Origin of the sequence: Leclercia sp. M-A074-M, from assembly GCF_965195605.1 — a bacterium.
GTDB lineage: Bacteria > Pseudomonadota > Gammaproteobacteria > Enterobacterales > Enterobacteriaceae > Enterobacter.
This window is the reverse complement of sequence record NZ_CBDAHM010000001.1, coordinates 398,883-413,141: the sequence shown is the minus strand read 5'-3', so window position 1 is coordinate 413,141 and position 14,259 is coordinate 398,883. Positions and strand designations below refer to the sequence as shown.

Below are 14,259 nucleotides of genomic sequence, written 5' to 3'. Positions count from 1 at the left end.
AATGTTTTACCTGAGCCAGTTGGTTTTTGCCAGCTCCAAAACTTCGTCACCGCGGCCACTGATAATGGCGCGCAGCATATAGAGACTAAAGCCCTTCGCCTGTTCCAGTTTGATCTGCGGCGGAATAGCCAGCTCCTCTTTGGCCACCACCACATCCACCAGCACCGGGCCGTCGGTGGCAAAGGCGCGGCTGAGGGCATCATCCACCTCTGAGGCTTTCTCCACGCGAATACCGGTGATACCGCAGGCTTCGGCGATGGCGGCGAAGTTGGTGTCGTGCAGATCCGTACCGTCGGTCAGATAGCCGCCCGCTTTCATCTCCATCGCCACAAAGCCCAGCACGCTGTTGTTAAAGACGATGATTTTGATCGGCAGTTTCATCTGCGCCACTGAAAGGAAGTCGCCCATCAGCATGCTGAAGCCGCCGTCGCCGCACATCGCCACCACCTGACGGTCCGGCGCGGTGGCTTTCGCCCCCAGCGCCTGCGGCATGGCGTTGGCCATTGAGCCGTGGTTAAACGACCCCAGCAGGCGGCGCTTGCCGTTCATTTTCAGGTAACGCGCCGCCCAGACGGTGGGGGTACCCACGTCGCAGGTAAAGATGGCGTCCTCGTCGGCGTAACGACTGATCTGCTGGGCCAGATATTGCGGGTGCAGCGCTTTATCGCTGGGTTTCGCCTTGTCATCCAGCCCTTTGCGGGCATCGCGATAATCGCTCAGGGCTTTATCCAGGAAGGTGCGATCGGTCTTCTCCTCCAGCAGCGGCATGAGTGCGCTCAGGGTCGCCTTGATGTCGCCCACCAGCGCCATATCCACTTTACTGTGCGCCCCGATGCTGGCGGGGTTAATGTCGATCTGGATAATTTTGGCGTCGGTGGGGTAAAACGCGCGATAGGGGAACTGGGTCCCGAGCAGCACCAGGGTGTCGGCATTCATCATGGTGTGGAACCCGGAGGAGAAGCCAATTAGCCCGGTCATCCCCACGTCGTAGGGGTTATCGTATTCTACATGCTCTTTCCCGCGCAGGGCGTGAACAATCGGCGCCTTCAGGGTGCCGGCAAATTCCAGCAGTTCCTCGTGGGCTCCGGCGCAGCCGCTGCCGCACATCAGGGCGATGTTGCTGGAGTAGCGCAGCAGCTGGGCCAGTTTTTTCAGCTCCGCGTGGGCGGGCGTCACCACCGGCTGGGGCGCAGGATACCAGTGGGTGCTGGCACTTTCCGGCGCAGCCTGCAGCGCCACGTCGCCTGGCAGCACAATCACCGAAACGCCGCGCTTCAGAATGGCGTTGCGCATCGCCAGGGCCAGCACCTGGGGGATCTGCTCAGGGGAGGAGACCAGTTCACAGTAGTGGCTGCATTCACGGAACAGCTCCTGCGGATGCGTCTCCTGAAAATAGCCGCTGCCGATCTCGCTCGACGGAATGTGCGCGGCGATAGCCAGCACCGGGACATGATTACGGTGACAATCAAACAGACCGTTGATCAGGTGCAGGTTGCCAGGCCCGCACGAGCCCGCACAGACCGCCAGCTCTCCGGTCAGTTGGGCTTCGGCCCCGGCGGCGAACGCGGCGACCTCCTCATGGCGGGTCGGCATCCATTCGATGGTGCCCATTCGGTTCAGGCTGTCGCTCAGACCGTTGAGGGAATCCCCGGTAACACCCCAGATCCGTTTTACCCCGGCCTGTTCCAGCATTTTCGCAATATAGTTCGCCACGGTTTGTTTCATGGTAGTCCATCTCCTGAATGTGATAACGCTTTCAAGCTTAGATGAAACTGACCGGCATGCCCGCGGAATCCCCCTTATTAATAGTTGCTTTCACTGTGCAACATTTCGTCATATTGTGGTATGAGTTTAGTTAAAAATGGAGTCAATTCAGATGGTTAAATCATTGTTACTTGCTGTTAATAAAACGCTAACGCACGAAGATTTCGGCAGATTGTTGCTGCGGCTGGCGGTGGGGGGATTGATGCTGTTTCATGGCCTGCATAAGGCTATCGACGGGGTCGGGGGGATTGCAGGCATGCTGGTGGCAAAAGGGCTGCCGGGCTTTATCGCCTGGGGCGTGCTGATGGGTGAAGTGGTGGCGCCGATCCTGATTATTCTCGGCATTCTCACCCGTCCGGCGGCGCTGATATTAGCGTTCACCATGGTGGTGGCGTGGCTGATGGTAGGCACCGGGAAAACCTTCGCGCTGGATGCGGTAGGGGCATGGGCGATTGAGAGTCTGGTCTATTTCTTTGTGGGGGCGCTGGCGGTGGCATTTTTGGGGGCAGGGCGGTTTGCGGTGGTCAGCGATCCGGCGTGGAAGTAATTCCTCTGCGGCGGTAATGCCGGGCGGTACTGCGTTTGCCCGGCCTAAGGTTCGCGCTCTTTTGTAGGCCCGGCAAGCGTAGCGCCACCGGGCGTTTTTTCAGGCCAGCACCAGATCCCCCTGCGGATGGCAGGAGCAGGCCAGCACATAGCCTTCCGCCACTTCGGCATCCGTCAGCGTCATGGTGCTGGTAACGGTATAGTTCCCGTCCACCACTTTTGTTTTACAGCAGCCGCACACGCCTGCACGACAGGCAGCCACCACCGGCACGTTATTGCTCTCCAGCGCCTCCAGCAGCGTGCTGCCCACGCGGCCAAAGAAGGTTTGCGCAGGCTGCAGTTTGGTGATCTTCAACCCGTGGGTGGCGGCTTCCGCGACCGGGGTAAAGAACTGCTCTTTAAAGAAGCGGGTCACGCCCAGGGCCTTCACCTCTTCTTCAACGATTGCCATATAGGGCGCCGGACCACAGGTCATCACCGTGCGGGAGGCGATATCCGGTACGCTTTGCAGCAGTTCGCGACTCAGGCGACCGGCGACAAACCCCTCTGTGGCGTTGTTTTCCGCCACCAGGGTAACCGGGTAGTGACGCCATTCGTCTGCAAAAATGACATCCTGCGGCGAGCGCACGCTGAAGATCACCGCCACGTCAGCCTGCGGGCGATTCTTCGCCAGCCAGCGCCGCATCGACATCACCGGCGTGACGCCGCAGCCGGCGGCCAGCAGCAGGAATTTGTCGTCCGGCTTATCGTCGCAGGTAAAATCTCCCTGCGCGTCAGAGAGCCAGATATAATCCCCACGCTTCACCTCACCTGTCAGCCACTGTGAGCCCGCCCCCTCATCAATGCGACGAACCGTCAGCGTAATGTACTCGCTGATGCCCGGCGTCGAGGAGATCGTGTACGCCCGCAGCGTCTCTGCGGAGTGACGCACGCTGACCAGCGCATACTGCCCGGCACGGTAAGGATAATAGTCGTGACACAGCAGCGAAATCGTCCAGACATCCGGCGTTTCCTGATGGATGTGGTGAACCTGCATCCGCCATGGGCACTGATGGGTTGGCATCGTCATACTTTTACTCCTTACGCGCTCAGCAGTTGCTTCATATCTTCTTCAACGGTGGTCACGGAACGCAGACCGAACTTCTCGTTGAGAACCGCCAGCAGATCCGGGGTAAAGAAGCCAGGCGCCGTCGGGCCGGTGACGATGTTTTTCACGCCCAGCGAGAGCAGGGTCAGCAGGATCACAATCGCTTTCTGCTCGAACCAGGAGAGCACCAGCGACAGCGGCAGATCGTTTACGCCGCAGCCCAGTTTTTCCGCCAGGGTGACCGCGAGGATGATGGCTGAGTAGGCATCGTTACACTGACCGGCATCGATCAGGCGCGGCAGCCCTTCGATATCGCCGAACTCCAGCTTGTTGAAGCGGTACTTACCGCAGGCCAGGGTCAGGATGAGGCAGTCGTCCGGCACGCTGGTGGCGAAGTCGGTGAAGTAGTTACGTTCCCCGCGCGCGCCGTCGCAGCCGCCCACCAGGAAGATGTGACGCAGTTTTTCGCGGCTCACCAGGTCAATCAGGGAATCCGCCGCACCCAGCAGGGTCTGGCGACCGAAACCGACGGTGATCAGGTGCGGAATTTCGCTGTAGGGGAAGCCCGCCATCTGCTGGGCCTGGGCAATCACCGGACCAAAATCGTCGCCTTCGAGGTGGCTCACGCCCGGCCAGCCGACGATGCTGCGGGTCCAGATGCGGTCATCGTAGGCACCCACCGTCGGGTCGATGATGCAGTTCGAGGTCATCACGATAGGGCCCGGGAAGCGGGCGAATTCCACCTGCTGGTTCTGCCAGCCGCTGCCGTAGTTCCCGATCAGATGTTTGAATTTACGCAGTTCCGGGTAGCCGTGGGCGGGCAGCATCTCGCCGTGGGTGTAGACGTTAACGCCGGTGCCGTCGGTCTGCTCCAGCAGGTTGTAGAGATCTTTCAGGTCGTGACCGGAGATCAGGATGCATTTGCCTTCGGTCGCTTTGACGTTGACCTGCGTCGGGGTTGGGTGGCCATATTTGGTGGTTTCACCGGCATCCAGGATGCTCATCACTTTGAAGTTCATCTGGCCGATCTCCATGGAACACGCCAGCAGGGCGTTCATGTCGGAAGGCCAGGTGCCGAGCCACGCCATAATTTTGTGGTACTGGGCGTAGATGTCGTTGTCGTACTGATCCAGAACGTGGGCGTGCTCCATATAGGCCGCGGCACCTTTCAGGCCGTACAGGCAGAGCAGACGCAGGCCGAGAATGTTCTCGCCAATCGCCGCTTTGTCTTTGTTCGGGGTAAATTCAGCCGCCTGGCGCTGCAGATCGCCGAGGTCGTCGCTGACCAGTTGCAGGTCACCCATCGGGTTATCGACCTGGGCGCTGGCATCCACATTCAGGCACTGCGCTTTGAGGGCTTCACGCAGGGCGATGGCTTCGCGGGCGTAGCCCACAATGCGCGGGGAGTCGAAGTTCACGTTAGTCAGGGTAGAGAAAAACGCGCGCGGGGCGAAGTGATCAACGTAGTGGTCGATAATGCCATATTCCCGGGCTTTAACTGCCCAGGCGGATAAACCCTGCAGAGAGGCGATCAGTAAATCCTGCAGATCGGAGGTTTCTGCGGTTTTACCGCACATGCCCTGTGCGTAAGAGCAGCCGTTGCCAGCTGGGGTACGGATGGTTTGTTCACATTGCACACAAAACATAATCACACCTGTTAAAGTTATATTTGATATACATGTTTAAGATTATGCCTGTGGCGATACGGTGGGAAGCGCTTTCTGCCACAAAGTAGAGGGATATTGATTTAGCGCAATTTTGGCGGCAGCAGGCTACCGCCAAAGAAGTATCAGGCTGAGAAGAACGCCATCATGACGGGCACCAGCAGGCTTAAAATAAAGCCGTGAACGATGGCGGCAGGTACCATCTCCAGCCCGCCCGAGCGTTGCAGCACCGGCAGGGTGAAATCCATCGAGGTGGCACCGCACAGCCCCAGCGCCGTGGAACGACTGCGGCGCACCAGACCGGGGATCAGCATGATGGCGATCAGCTCGCGCCCCAGATCGTTAAAGAAGGCGGCGCTGCCAATGACCGGACCGAAAGACTCGGTTAACAGAATGCCGGAAAGCGAGTACCAGCCAAAACCGGAGGCCATCGCCAGGGCGGTATTCAGCGGCAGGTCGAGAATAAAGGCGTTAATCACCCCGCCAATCAGCGAACTGCCCACCACCACCACCGCCACTATCATGCCGCGACGGTTGAGAACGATCTGTTTTAGGGTCATGCCATTATTTCGCAGCTGAATACCAATAAGGAACAGCAGGAAGATCAGGGTATATTCACTGGCCTCGGTGGCGTGTTGTAAAAAAGAGAATCCTGTCAGCCCCAGCAGAAAACCGAGCACCACCACGCCGCATAATTTTAATGACTCCAGCGCCATGGCAATGCGTGAAGGCAATTTTTCCTGATGGTGATGGTTTTTCCACGGAATAGCGCGCTCCAGCCAGAACAGGGCCGCGATATTACAGAGCAAAATAACGGCCATCGTAATAATGGAGTAGTGCAGGATAGAGAGCAGATTGGTGGCAAGATTATCGAGGAAGGCGAGGCTGATCCCCATAAAAAAGAGAATGACGTAGACAATTCCGCTCAAAAGTCGGTTGATCAGTTTTAACGCTGACAGCTGATGAAGAGGAATGAGATAGCCCACGATCAGTGGGAGCAGAATGATTAAGAGTCCTGAAAACATGAACAACCGGTCCTGTATATGAGTGGCGCTGTGACACTACCCAATTCAGACGGTTCAGTAAAGGTGAAAACAGTGCCGGGCGGCGCTTCGCTTGCCCGGCCTACGAAATGCTGTCCCGTAGGCCGGGTAAGGCGAAGCCATCACCCGGCGCCACAACGCGCGCACGCTTAATCGCGTTTTTCCAGCAGGGTGCGGTACAGCACGCCGCCAATAATACCGCCGATAATCGGCATCACCCAGAACAGCCACAGCTGTTGCAGCGCCCAGCCGCCCTGGAAGATGGCTACCGCTGTGCTGCGCGCCGGGTTAACAGAGGTGTTGGTCACCGGAATGCTGATCAGGTGGATCAGGGTCAGCGCCAGGCCAATCGCAATCGGCGCGAAACCGGCCGGGGCGTGCTTGTCCGTTGCGCCGTGGATCACCAGCAGGAAGCCCGCAGTCAGCACAATTTCAATCACGATGGCAGAGAGCATGGAGAAACCGCCCGGGGAGTGTTCGCCAAAGCCGTTTGAGGCAAAGCCGCTGGCCGCAGCATCAAAGCCCGCTTTACCGCTGGCAATAACATACAAAATAGCGGCAGCAATAATTCCACCAATGACCTGGGCAATAATATAGCCAGCAACCTCTTTTGCCGGAAAACGGCCGCCGGCCCACAATCCTAATGTTACCGCCGGGTTAAAGTGACCGCCGGAAATATGCCCCACGGCATACGCCATCGTTAAAACCGTTAAACCAAAGGCCAGCGAAACGCCGACAAAACCAATTCCCAGTTCCGGGAACCCTGCTGCCAGGACGGCGCTACCGCAGCCACCAAATACCAACCAGAATGTCCCAAAACATTCCGCTGCTAATTTTCTGAACATAACCACCTCAAAGAAAAAATGAGCGCAATCCTGCGCCATTGTTATTTATCGCCAAAACAAGCGACGATTTTTAAAACGCCACTATTCTAAAAATGAATATTCCCTCTCACCAGTTAAATAAATACGGTAAGTTTGATGTAGGGCAATGTGTTGCGCTTCCTTGCTAAATTATGGCGAGTAAAGCAGAGTTACATTTTCGGCAGCAAGAGTATGCGGCGGAAATCGTTATTACAAATGAAACTGTCTGGTTAAACTCTTAATTTTCCCTTCTGGCAATCATTATTCCGCCGACGATGGAGTGTCCGTCCGGGCCCGCTGGCGTTATACTCCTGATAACTTAAAGGAAAAAGTTCATTTCTCCCGGAGGGTACATGTTGCTAGAGCGTGTGGAAATCGTGGGGTTTCGCGGCATTAACCGTCTGTCGCTGATGCTTGAGCACAACAACGTGCTGATCGGAGAAAACGCCTGGGGTAAATCGAGCCTGCTGGACGCCCTGACGTTGCTGCTATCGCCGGAATCCAGTCTGTACCATTTTGTCCGGGAAGATTTCTGGTTCCCCCCCGGGGATCTGCAGGGGCGTGAACACCATCTGCATATTATCCTTACCTTTCGTGAAAGCGAGCCGGGGCGCCATCGCGTTCGCCGCTATCGTCCTCTTGCCGATTGCTGGGTGCCCTGTGATGATGGCTATCGGCGCATTTTTTATCGTCTGGAGGGTGAGCTTGCCACTGATGACAGTGTGCTGACCCTGCGCGGTTTTCTCGATACTGACGGCCAGGTCCTGCCGCTGGAGGATATCGACGAGCGGGCGCGCCATCTGGTCCGTCTGATGCCGGTGCTGCGCCTGCGTGATGCCCGCTTTATGCGCCGCATTCGCAATGGTACCGTCCCCGACATGCCTGATGTGGAAGTCACCGCCCGGGAGCTGGACTATCTGGCCCGGGAACTGGTCGCCCGCCCGCAAAACCTGACCGACGGCCAGATCCGCCAGGGGCTGTCGGCAATGGTACAGCTGCTGGAGCACTACTTCTCCGAACAGGGCACCTCCCCGGTGCGCAACCGGCTGATGCGGCGGCGCTCCCATGACGAGCAACGCAGCTGGCGTTATCTCGATATCATCAACCGGATGATCGACCGTCCCGGCGGCCGCTCGCACCGGGTGATCCTGCTGGGGCTGTTCTCCACGTTGTTGCAGGCCAAAGGCACCGTCCGGCTGGACCGGGATGCCCGTCCGCTGCTGCTGGTGGAAGATCCCGAGACGCGCCTGCACCCAATCATGCTCTCGGTGGCCTGGCACCTGCTGAATCTGCTGCCGTTGCAGCGCATCACCACCACCAACTCCGGCGAACTGCTGTCGCTAACCCCGGTCGAGCACGTCTGCCGTCTGGTGCGTGAGTCGTCGCGCGTCTCGGCTTACCGCCTGGGTCCGGGGGGCATGAATGCGGAAGACAGTCGCCGTATCGCCTTCCATATTCGCTTCAACCGCGCCTCCTCGCTGTTTGCCCGCTGCTGGCTGCTGGTGGAAGGGGAGACCGAAACCTGGGTGATTAACGAGCTGGCCCGTCAGTGTGGGCACCACTTTGATGCCGAGGGCATCAAAGTGATCGAGTTTGCCCAGTCGGGCCTGAAACCGCTGATTAAATTTGCCCGGCGGATGGGCATCGAATGGCATGTGCTGGTGGATGGTGACGAAGCGGGTAAGAAATATGCCGCGACCGTGCGCGGGCTGATCAATAACGATCGGGAGGAGGAGCGCGAGCACCTGACGGCGCTGCCCGCCATGGACATGGAACACTTCATGTACCGGCAGGGCTTTGCCGATGTCTTTCACCGGGTGGCGATGATCCCGGACGACGTCCCGATGAACATGCGACGGGTGATCATGAAGGCCATTCACCGTTCCTCGAAACCCGATCTGGCGATTGAGGTGGCGATGGAGGCTGGTCGTCGCGGCGTGGAGGCGGTGCCCACGCTGTTACGGAAGATGTTCTCCCGCGTGCTGTGGCTGGCACGCGGGAGGGCGGACTAGCGGCGGGTCGCCCGGTTGACCTGATCGATCAGGCTGTCCAGCAGGGTAAACCGGCGGCGGTACTCGGCGCGTTTTTTGCTGGCGATCTCCTCCATCGGTTTGCGCGGCATGGCGAGCGGCAGCCTGAAGTTGCCCTCGCTGTCGCGCTCCCCGCCCAGCGACAGCCAGAAACTGTCGTAGTCGGCCAGCAGTTTCCCCTCTTTTTTCTTGCGATAGCGCCAGCTGCGATAAATATGGGTGCTGTTGCTGACGGCGATAATCTGCTCCACGGCCAGGGCGCTGCCGAGCGTCATGGCGGCTTCCACCAGCAAACGTTTCGGGAACAGGCCGTGACAGGCTTTGGTGGCGCTCTGAATCGCCTCGTGCGGCACAAAGGCTTTTGCCCCCTGCATCCCGCCGATAAACAGCGTCGGGGTGCCGTTAACCTGACACAGCGTAAAGGTCATCTCCGCCAGCACCGTCTGCTGTTCGTCGCAAAACGCCAGCGTCGCTTCGCCCTCTTTATCGAGGAAGGCATCAGCGCACAGACGCAGGGTAAAGGCGCGATCGTCTTTCCCGGTCAGGGTCAGTAACGTGACCCCCTCCCGGGAGAGATAGCCGTTCATCAGCGCGGCCGGGAGCCGGCTCTGCAGGGTCTGATAGTGCCAGTTCAGCGCCTGGAGCGTTTGCTGGCGATTCATCGCCACCGAGAGCCACGGGCGATGCAGGCGGCAGGGCAGTCCCGGCTGGGCCTGTAACAGTTGCAGCAGTTGCGGCTGTTTTGTCAGGCTTGCCAGCAGACGTGCAGTGCTGAACGGCGTCATCAGCGAGCGCAGCATAAACTTGCGGCGATAGGCCGGATTACGCCAGGCAAGGCCGGGGGTTAATGTCCCGGAGGCCAGATGCTGAAATAGCTGCCAGGCTGATTTAGGTTGCTGCTGATGTGAATAAGATGACTCTGCGATGGAGGACATAATAGATCCCGGTCTTGTTGCCAGGCCTTTATTTCAGCAGGGGTTTTATCAACCTCTCCTCAACAACTTTCACGCGCCACGAAAAGCAGGGGTTTCGTTGAGGCGCGGTTTAGTTAGAATCAACAGTTATGTAAGCCGGAATTGCTATTTGGAATATTTATGAACTTAAAGGGAAAGCGCAGGAAGCTGTTTCTGCTGCTGGTGCTGATTGTACTGGTGGGTGGATTCTGGCTGTGGCGGGTGCTAAACGCACCGGTGCCGCAATATCAGACATTGATTGTCCGTCCGGGCGAGTTGCAGCAGAGCGTGCTGGCGACCGGCAAACTGGACGCGCTACGCAAGGTTGACGTGGGTGCCCAGGTCAGCGGCCAGTTGAAGACCCTATCGGTGGAGATTGGCGACAAGGTGAAAAAAGGGCAACTGCTGGGGGTTATCGACCCGGAGCAGGCCGAAAACCAGATCAAAGAGGTGGAAGCGACGCTGATGGAGCTGCGCGCCCAGCGCAGCCAGGCGGAAGCGGAGCGTAAGCTCGCCCAGGTGACCCTGAACCGTCAGCGGCAGCTGGCGACCACCCAGGCGATCTCGCAGCAGGATCTGGATACCTCGACCACCGAGCTGGCGGTGAAGCAGGCGCAGATTGGCACCATCGATGCGCAGATCAAACGCAACCAGGCCTCGCTGGACAGTGCCAAAACTAACCTCGAGTACACCCGCATCGTTGCACCGATGGCCGGGGAAGTGACGCAGATTACGACCCTGCAGGGACAGACGGTTATCGCCGCCCAGCAGGCGCCGAACATCCTGACCCTGGCGGATATGGGTACCATGCTGGTGAAGGCGCAGGTTTCGGAAGCGGATGTGATCCACCTGAAGCCGGGGCAAAAAGCCTGGTTTACCGTGCTGGGGGACCCGCAAACCCGCTATGAAGGGGTGCTGAAGGATATTCTCCCGACGCCGGAGAAGGTCAACGACGCCATTTTCTATCACGCCCGGTTTGAAGTCCCCAACCCGCAGGGGGTGTTGCGCCTGGACATGACCGCCCAGGTGCATATTCAGCTCTCCGGGGTGAAAAACGTGCTGACCATTCCGCTGGCGGCGCTGGGCCAACCGGTAGGAGATAACCGCTATAACGTGAAGGTGCTGCGTAACGGTGAAATCCGCGAGCGTGAGGTGAGTCTCGGCTCGCGCAACGACACCGATGTGGTGGTGGTGAAAGGGCTGGAAGAGGGTGAAGAGGTGGTCATCAGCGAGAGCCAGCCAGGGGCGGCGAAATGACCGCCCTGCTGGAGCTGAATGATATCCGCCGCAGCTACCCCTCCGGCGACGGGCCGGTGGAGGTGCTGAAGGGCATCACCCTGCAGGTAGAGGCGGGGGAGATGGTGGCGATTGTCGGGGCGTCAGGCTCCGGTAAATCGACGCTGATGAATATTCTTGGCTGTCTGGATAAACCCACCAGCGGCACCTATCGCGTGGCGGGCACCGACGTCGCCACGCTGGACAGCGACGCGCTGGCCAAACTGCGTCGGGAACATTTCGGCTTTATCTTCCAGCGTTACCATCTGCTTTCGCATCTGAGCGCGGCGCAAAACGTCGAGGTGCCCGCGGTCTATGCTGGCGTAGAGCGCAAAAAACGTCTTGAGCGGGCGCAGGCGCTGCTTACCCGGCTGGGGCTGGGGGAGCGGGTGGATTATCAGCCGTCGCAGCTTTCCGGCGGCCAGCAGCAGCGGGTGAGTATCGCCCGGGCGCTGATGAACGGCGGCCAGGTGATCCTGGCGGATGAACCGACCGGGGCGCTGGACAGCCACTCCGGGGAAGAGGTGATGGCAATCCTGCACCAGCTGCGGGATCAGGGGCACACGGTGATTATTGTCACCCACGATCCGGAGGTGGCCTCCCAGGCCGGACGCATTGTCGAGATCCGCGACGGCGAGCTGGTCAGTAATCCGCCGCCCGCCCTCAATGCCACCCGGCGTCAGGAGGTGGCGTTACCGCCGCCGTCGGGCTGGCGGCAGTTTGCCAGCAGCTTTCGCGAAGCGCTGACCATGGCCTGGCTGGCGATGGCCGCCAACAAAATGCGCACCCTGCTGACCATGCTTGGGATCATCATCGGCATCGCCTCGGTGGTGTCGATTGTGGTGGTGGGCGACGCGGCCAAACAGCTGGTGCTGTCGGATATCCGCTCCATCGGCACCAATACCATTGACGTCTATCCCGGCAAAGATTTTGGCGATGATGAGCCGCAGTACCAGCAGGCGCTGAAGTATGACGATCTCACGGCCATTAAGAAGCAGCCGTGGGTTAACTCCGCCACCCCGGCGGTGTCCCAGAGCCTGCGTCTGCGCTATGCCAATATCGATGTGGCGGCCAGCGCCAACGGCGTCAGCGGCGACTATTTCAACGTCTACGGTATGACCTTCAGCGAAGGGGGCACCTTCAATGCAGAGCAGCTTGCAGGGCGGGCGCAGGTGGTGGTGCTCGACAGCAACGCCCGGCGACAGCTATTCCCCAATAAAGCGAAGGTGGTGGGCGAGATCGTGCTGGTGGGGAATATGCCCGCAACGGTGATTGGCGTGGCGGAGGAGAAGCAGTCGATGTTTGGCAGCAGCAAGATTTTGCGCGTCTGGCTGCCTTACACCACCATCTCCGGGCGCATTATGGGGCAGTCGTGGCTTAACTCCATCACCGTCCGGGTGAAAGAGGGTTACGACAGCGCCCAGGCAGAGCAACAGCTTGAGCGCCTGTTGACCCTGCGCCACGGGAAGAAAGATTTCTTCACCTGGAACATGGACGGGCTCTTGAAAACGGCGGAAAAGACCACACGTACTCTTCAGCTCTTCCTCACGCTGGTGGCGATCATCTCCCTGCTGGTCGGGGGGATCGGGGTAATGAATATCATGCTGGTGTCGGTGACGGAGCGGACGCGTGAAATCGGCATCAGGATGGCGGTGGGCGCCCGGGCCAGCGATGTGCTGCAACAGTTTTTGATTGAAGCGGTGCTGGTCTGTCTGGTGGGCGGTGCGCTGGGGATTACGCTCTCGCTGCTCATCGCCTTTACGCTGCAGCTGTTTTTACCCGGCTGGGAAATTGGTTTTTCACCGATGGCGCTGCTAACTGCCTTCCTCTGTTCTACCTTTACCGGGGTACTGTTTGGCTGGTTGCCGGCCAGAAACGCCGCGCGATTAGATCCGGTGGATGCGTTAGCCCGGGAGTGAATCTGTTGCCGGGTGGCGGCTACGCCTTACCCGGCCTACGAAATCCGTAGGCCCGCGCAAGCGCAGCGCCGCCGGGCAGCAGACCGCACGGCAGCCCACAATGATTTGTAGGCCCGCGCAAGCGCAGCGCCGCCGGGCAGCAGACCGCACGGCAGCCCACAAATAAAAATGCCAGCGCGTCGGGCTGGCATTTTGAGTGCGGGGTGTACACAATGAAACAGAGGGCTATGCCACCACTTCTGCTTCGATGGGCACAATAACGCTGGCATGATTGCCTTTTGGCCCAAGGTGTACATCGAACCGGACGGCCTGCCCGGCTTTCAGCGTTCTGTATCCATCCATCTGAATGGTGGAGTAATGTGCGAAAATGTCTTCGCCGCCGCCTTCAGGGCAGATAAAACCAAACCCTTTGGCGTTGTTGAACCACTTAACTGTACCCGTTTCCATGCTTCGACATCCTTCGTAAATCTTATTGAGTTAGATGTAATGAACCGGTGGTGAAGTGGGGGCTGTTCAAAACCTCGCCAACTCACGCCTGTTCAATTTAGATAAACCAAAGGGATCGTCAAGCCTTTGCCGGGTAAGGAAGGTGAAAAATGCGTCAAAATTTGAAGCAGTTAACGCTATTGAACGGTATTGTGACAGACATCGCGGATGGCAATAATAGATATAGGTTATCTGACATCTAAGGTAGATTCAGGTTATGTATAGCCTCCCGTCAGCATCACTGAGACACGCGACCGGAGACCGTAAACGAAGATGACGACTGACAATGGGTAAGACGAACGACTGGCTCGATTTCGATAAGTTGGCGGAAGATGAAGTGCGCGACGCGCTAAAACCGCCATCTATGTATAAAGTTATGTTAATGAACGATGATTACACGCCGATGGAATTTGTTATTGACGTGCTACAAAAGTTCTTTTCTTATGATGTTGAACGTGCAACGCAACTGATGCTTACGGTTCACTATCATGGCAAAGCCATCTGCGGTGTCTATACCGCTGAAGTCGCCGAAACCAAGGTGGCAATGGTGAACCAGTATGCAAGGGAGAACGAGCATCCGTTGCTGTGTACGCTGGAAAAAGCCTGAATAAGGCAATGAAAATTGGGGG

At 58.4% G+C, this 14,259-nt stretch carries 12 protein-coding genes; 5 read left to right on the top strand and 7 right to left on the bottom strand.

The genetic code is table 11. From position 1 onward, the window contains the following. Window positions 1–6 precede the first annotated feature (6 nt). The gene (gene poxB, locus ACOKCT_RS02060) at window positions 7–1,725 is read right to left on the bottom strand and encodes a ubiquinone-dependent pyruvate dehydrogenase (protein WP_156654196.1); all 1,719 of its coding nucleotides are present in this window, start codon (window positions 1,723–1,725) and stop codon (window positions 7–9) included. Window positions 1,726–1,876: 151 nt separating this feature from the next. Between poxB and ACOKCT_RS02055 the strand changes: the two genes are divergently transcribed. Beyond that, on the top strand, window positions 1,877–2,311 hold the full coding sequence (locus tag ACOKCT_RS02055; RefSeq protein ID WP_156654197.1) for a DoxX family protein: 435 nt from the start codon (window positions 1,877–1,879) through the stop codon (window positions 2,309–2,311). A gap of 99 nt (window positions 2,312–2,410) precedes the next feature. Here ACOKCT_RS02055 and hcr read toward each other — a convergent pair whose 3' ends face one another. The 4 genes from hcr to aqpZ form a co-directional block, all read right to left on the bottom strand. Then, the gene (hcr, locus tag ACOKCT_RS02050; RefSeq protein ID WP_103178893.1) at window positions 2,411–3,379 is read right to left on the bottom strand and encodes an NADH oxidoreductase; all 969 of its coding nucleotides are present in this window, start codon (window positions 3,377–3,379) and stop codon (window positions 2,411–2,413) included. Between the two features lie 11 nt (window positions 3,380–3,390). Beyond that, window positions 3,391–5,043, bottom strand: a complete 1,653-nt coding sequence (hcp, locus tag ACOKCT_RS02045; protein ID WP_156654198.1) for a hydroxylamine reductase — start codon at window positions 5,041–5,043, stop codon at window positions 3,391–3,393. A gap of 143 nt (window positions 5,044–5,186) precedes the next feature. Continuing rightward, the gene (locus ACOKCT_RS02040) at window positions 5,187–6,086 is read right to left on the bottom strand and encodes a lysine exporter LysO family protein (RefSeq protein ID WP_103178895.1); all 900 of its coding nucleotides are present in this window, start codon (window positions 6,084–6,086) and stop codon (window positions 5,187–5,189) included. A gap of 167 nt (window positions 6,087–6,253) precedes the next feature. Then, a complete protein-coding gene (aqpZ, locus tag ACOKCT_RS02035) occupies window positions 6,254–6,949 on the bottom strand; it encodes an aquaporin Z (RefSeq protein WP_156654199.1) in 696 nt (231 codons plus the stop codon). A gap of 371 nt (window positions 6,950–7,320) precedes the next feature. On the opposite strand from aqpZ, the gene ACOKCT_RS02030 reads away from it, so the two are divergent. Beyond that, window positions 7,321–8,979 (top strand): ATP-dependent endonuclease, encoded by a 1,659-nt coding sequence (locus ACOKCT_RS02030; protein ID WP_156654200.1) that lies wholly within the window; start codon window positions 7,321–7,323, stop codon window positions 8,977–8,979. Here ACOKCT_RS02030 and ACOKCT_RS02025 read toward each other — a convergent pair. Then, window positions 8,976–9,932: a VirK/YbjX family protein gene (locus ACOKCT_RS02025; RefSeq protein WP_159339213.1), complete on the bottom strand. Its 957-nt coding sequence runs from the start codon at window positions 9,930–9,932 to the stop codon at window positions 8,976–8,978. The genes ACOKCT_RS02030 and ACOKCT_RS02025 overlap by 4 nt on opposite strands. A gap of 159 nt (window positions 9,933–10,091) precedes the next feature. On the opposite strand from ACOKCT_RS02025, the gene macA reads away from it, so the two are divergent. Together macA and macB are read left to right on the top strand one after the other, a co-directional pair. Next, entirely contained in the window at window positions 10,092–11,207 is a 1,116-nt protein-coding gene (gene macA / locus ACOKCT_RS02020; protein WP_103178898.1) for a macrolide transporter subunit MacA, read from the top strand. After that, the gene (gene macB / locus ACOKCT_RS02015; RefSeq protein ID WP_420193111.1) at window positions 11,204–13,144 is read left to right on the top strand and encodes a macrolide ABC transporter ATP-binding protein/permease MacB; all 1,941 of its coding nucleotides are present in this window, start codon (window positions 11,204–11,206) and stop codon (window positions 13,142–13,144) included. Before macA ends, macB begins: the two co-directional genes overlap by 4 nt. A gap of 225 nt (window positions 13,145–13,369) precedes the next feature. Here the strand turns inward: macB and cspD are convergent, their stop codons facing one another. Then, on the bottom strand, window positions 13,370–13,591 hold the full coding sequence (gene cspD / locus ACOKCT_RS02010; protein ID WP_032617324.1) for a cold shock-like protein CspD: 222 nt from the start codon (window positions 13,589–13,591) through the stop codon (window positions 13,370–13,372). Between the two features lie 325 nt (window positions 13,592–13,916). Here cspD and clpS point away from each other — a divergent pair, with 325 nt between their 5' ends. Beyond that, a complete protein-coding gene (gene clpS, locus ACOKCT_RS02005; protein WP_103178900.1) occupies window positions 13,917–14,237 on the top strand; it encodes an ATP-dependent Clp protease adapter ClpS in 321 nt (106 codons plus the stop codon). Window positions 14,238–14,259: the final 22 nt, after the last annotated feature.

Bases quoted from the DNA above. Each gene is read 5' to 3' on its own strand.
- hcp (WP_156654198.1), bottom strand. From the start codon at position 5,043: ATGTTTTGTGTGCAATGTGAACAAACCATCCGTACCCCAGCTGGCAAC.
- macA (WP_103178898.1), top strand. From the start codon at position 10,092: ATGAACTTAAAGGGAAAGCGCAGGAAGCTGTTTCTGCTGCTGGTGCTG.
- ACOKCT_RS02055 (WP_156654197.1), top strand. From the start codon at position 1,877: ATGGTTAAATCATTGTTACTTGCTGTTAATAAAACGCTAACGCACGAA.
- ACOKCT_RS02030 (WP_156654200.1), top strand. From the start codon at position 7,321: ATGTTGCTAGAGCGTGTGGAAATCGTGGGGTTTCGCGGCATTAACCGT.
- ACOKCT_RS02025 (WP_159339213.1), bottom strand. From the start codon at position 9,932: ATGTCCTCCATCGCAGAGTCATCTTATTCACATCAGCAGCAACCTAAA.
- macB (WP_420193111.1), top strand. From the start codon at position 11,204: ATGACCGCCCTGCTGGAGCTGAATGATATCCGCCGCAGCTACCCCTCC.
- cspD (WP_032617324.1), bottom strand. From the start codon at position 13,591: ATGGAAACGGGTACAGTTAAGTGGTTCAACAACGCCAAAGGGTTTGGT.
- hcr (WP_103178893.1), bottom strand. From the start codon at position 3,379: ATGACGATGCCAACCCATCAGTGCCCATGGCGGATGCAGGTTCACCAC.
- clpS (WP_103178900.1), top strand. From the start codon at position 13,917: ATGGGTAAGACGAACGACTGGCTCGATTTCGATAAGTTGGCGGAAGAT.
- aqpZ (WP_156654199.1), bottom strand. From the start codon at position 6,949: ATGTTCAGAAAATTAGCAGCGGAATGTTTTGGGACATTCTGGTTGGTA.
- ACOKCT_RS02040 (WP_103178895.1), bottom strand. From the start codon at position 6,086: ATGTTTTCAGGACTCTTAATCATTCTGCTCCCACTGATCGTGGGCTAT.
- poxB (WP_156654196.1), bottom strand. From the start codon at position 1,725: ATGAAACAAACCGTGGCGAACTATATTGCGAAAATGCTGGAACAGGCC.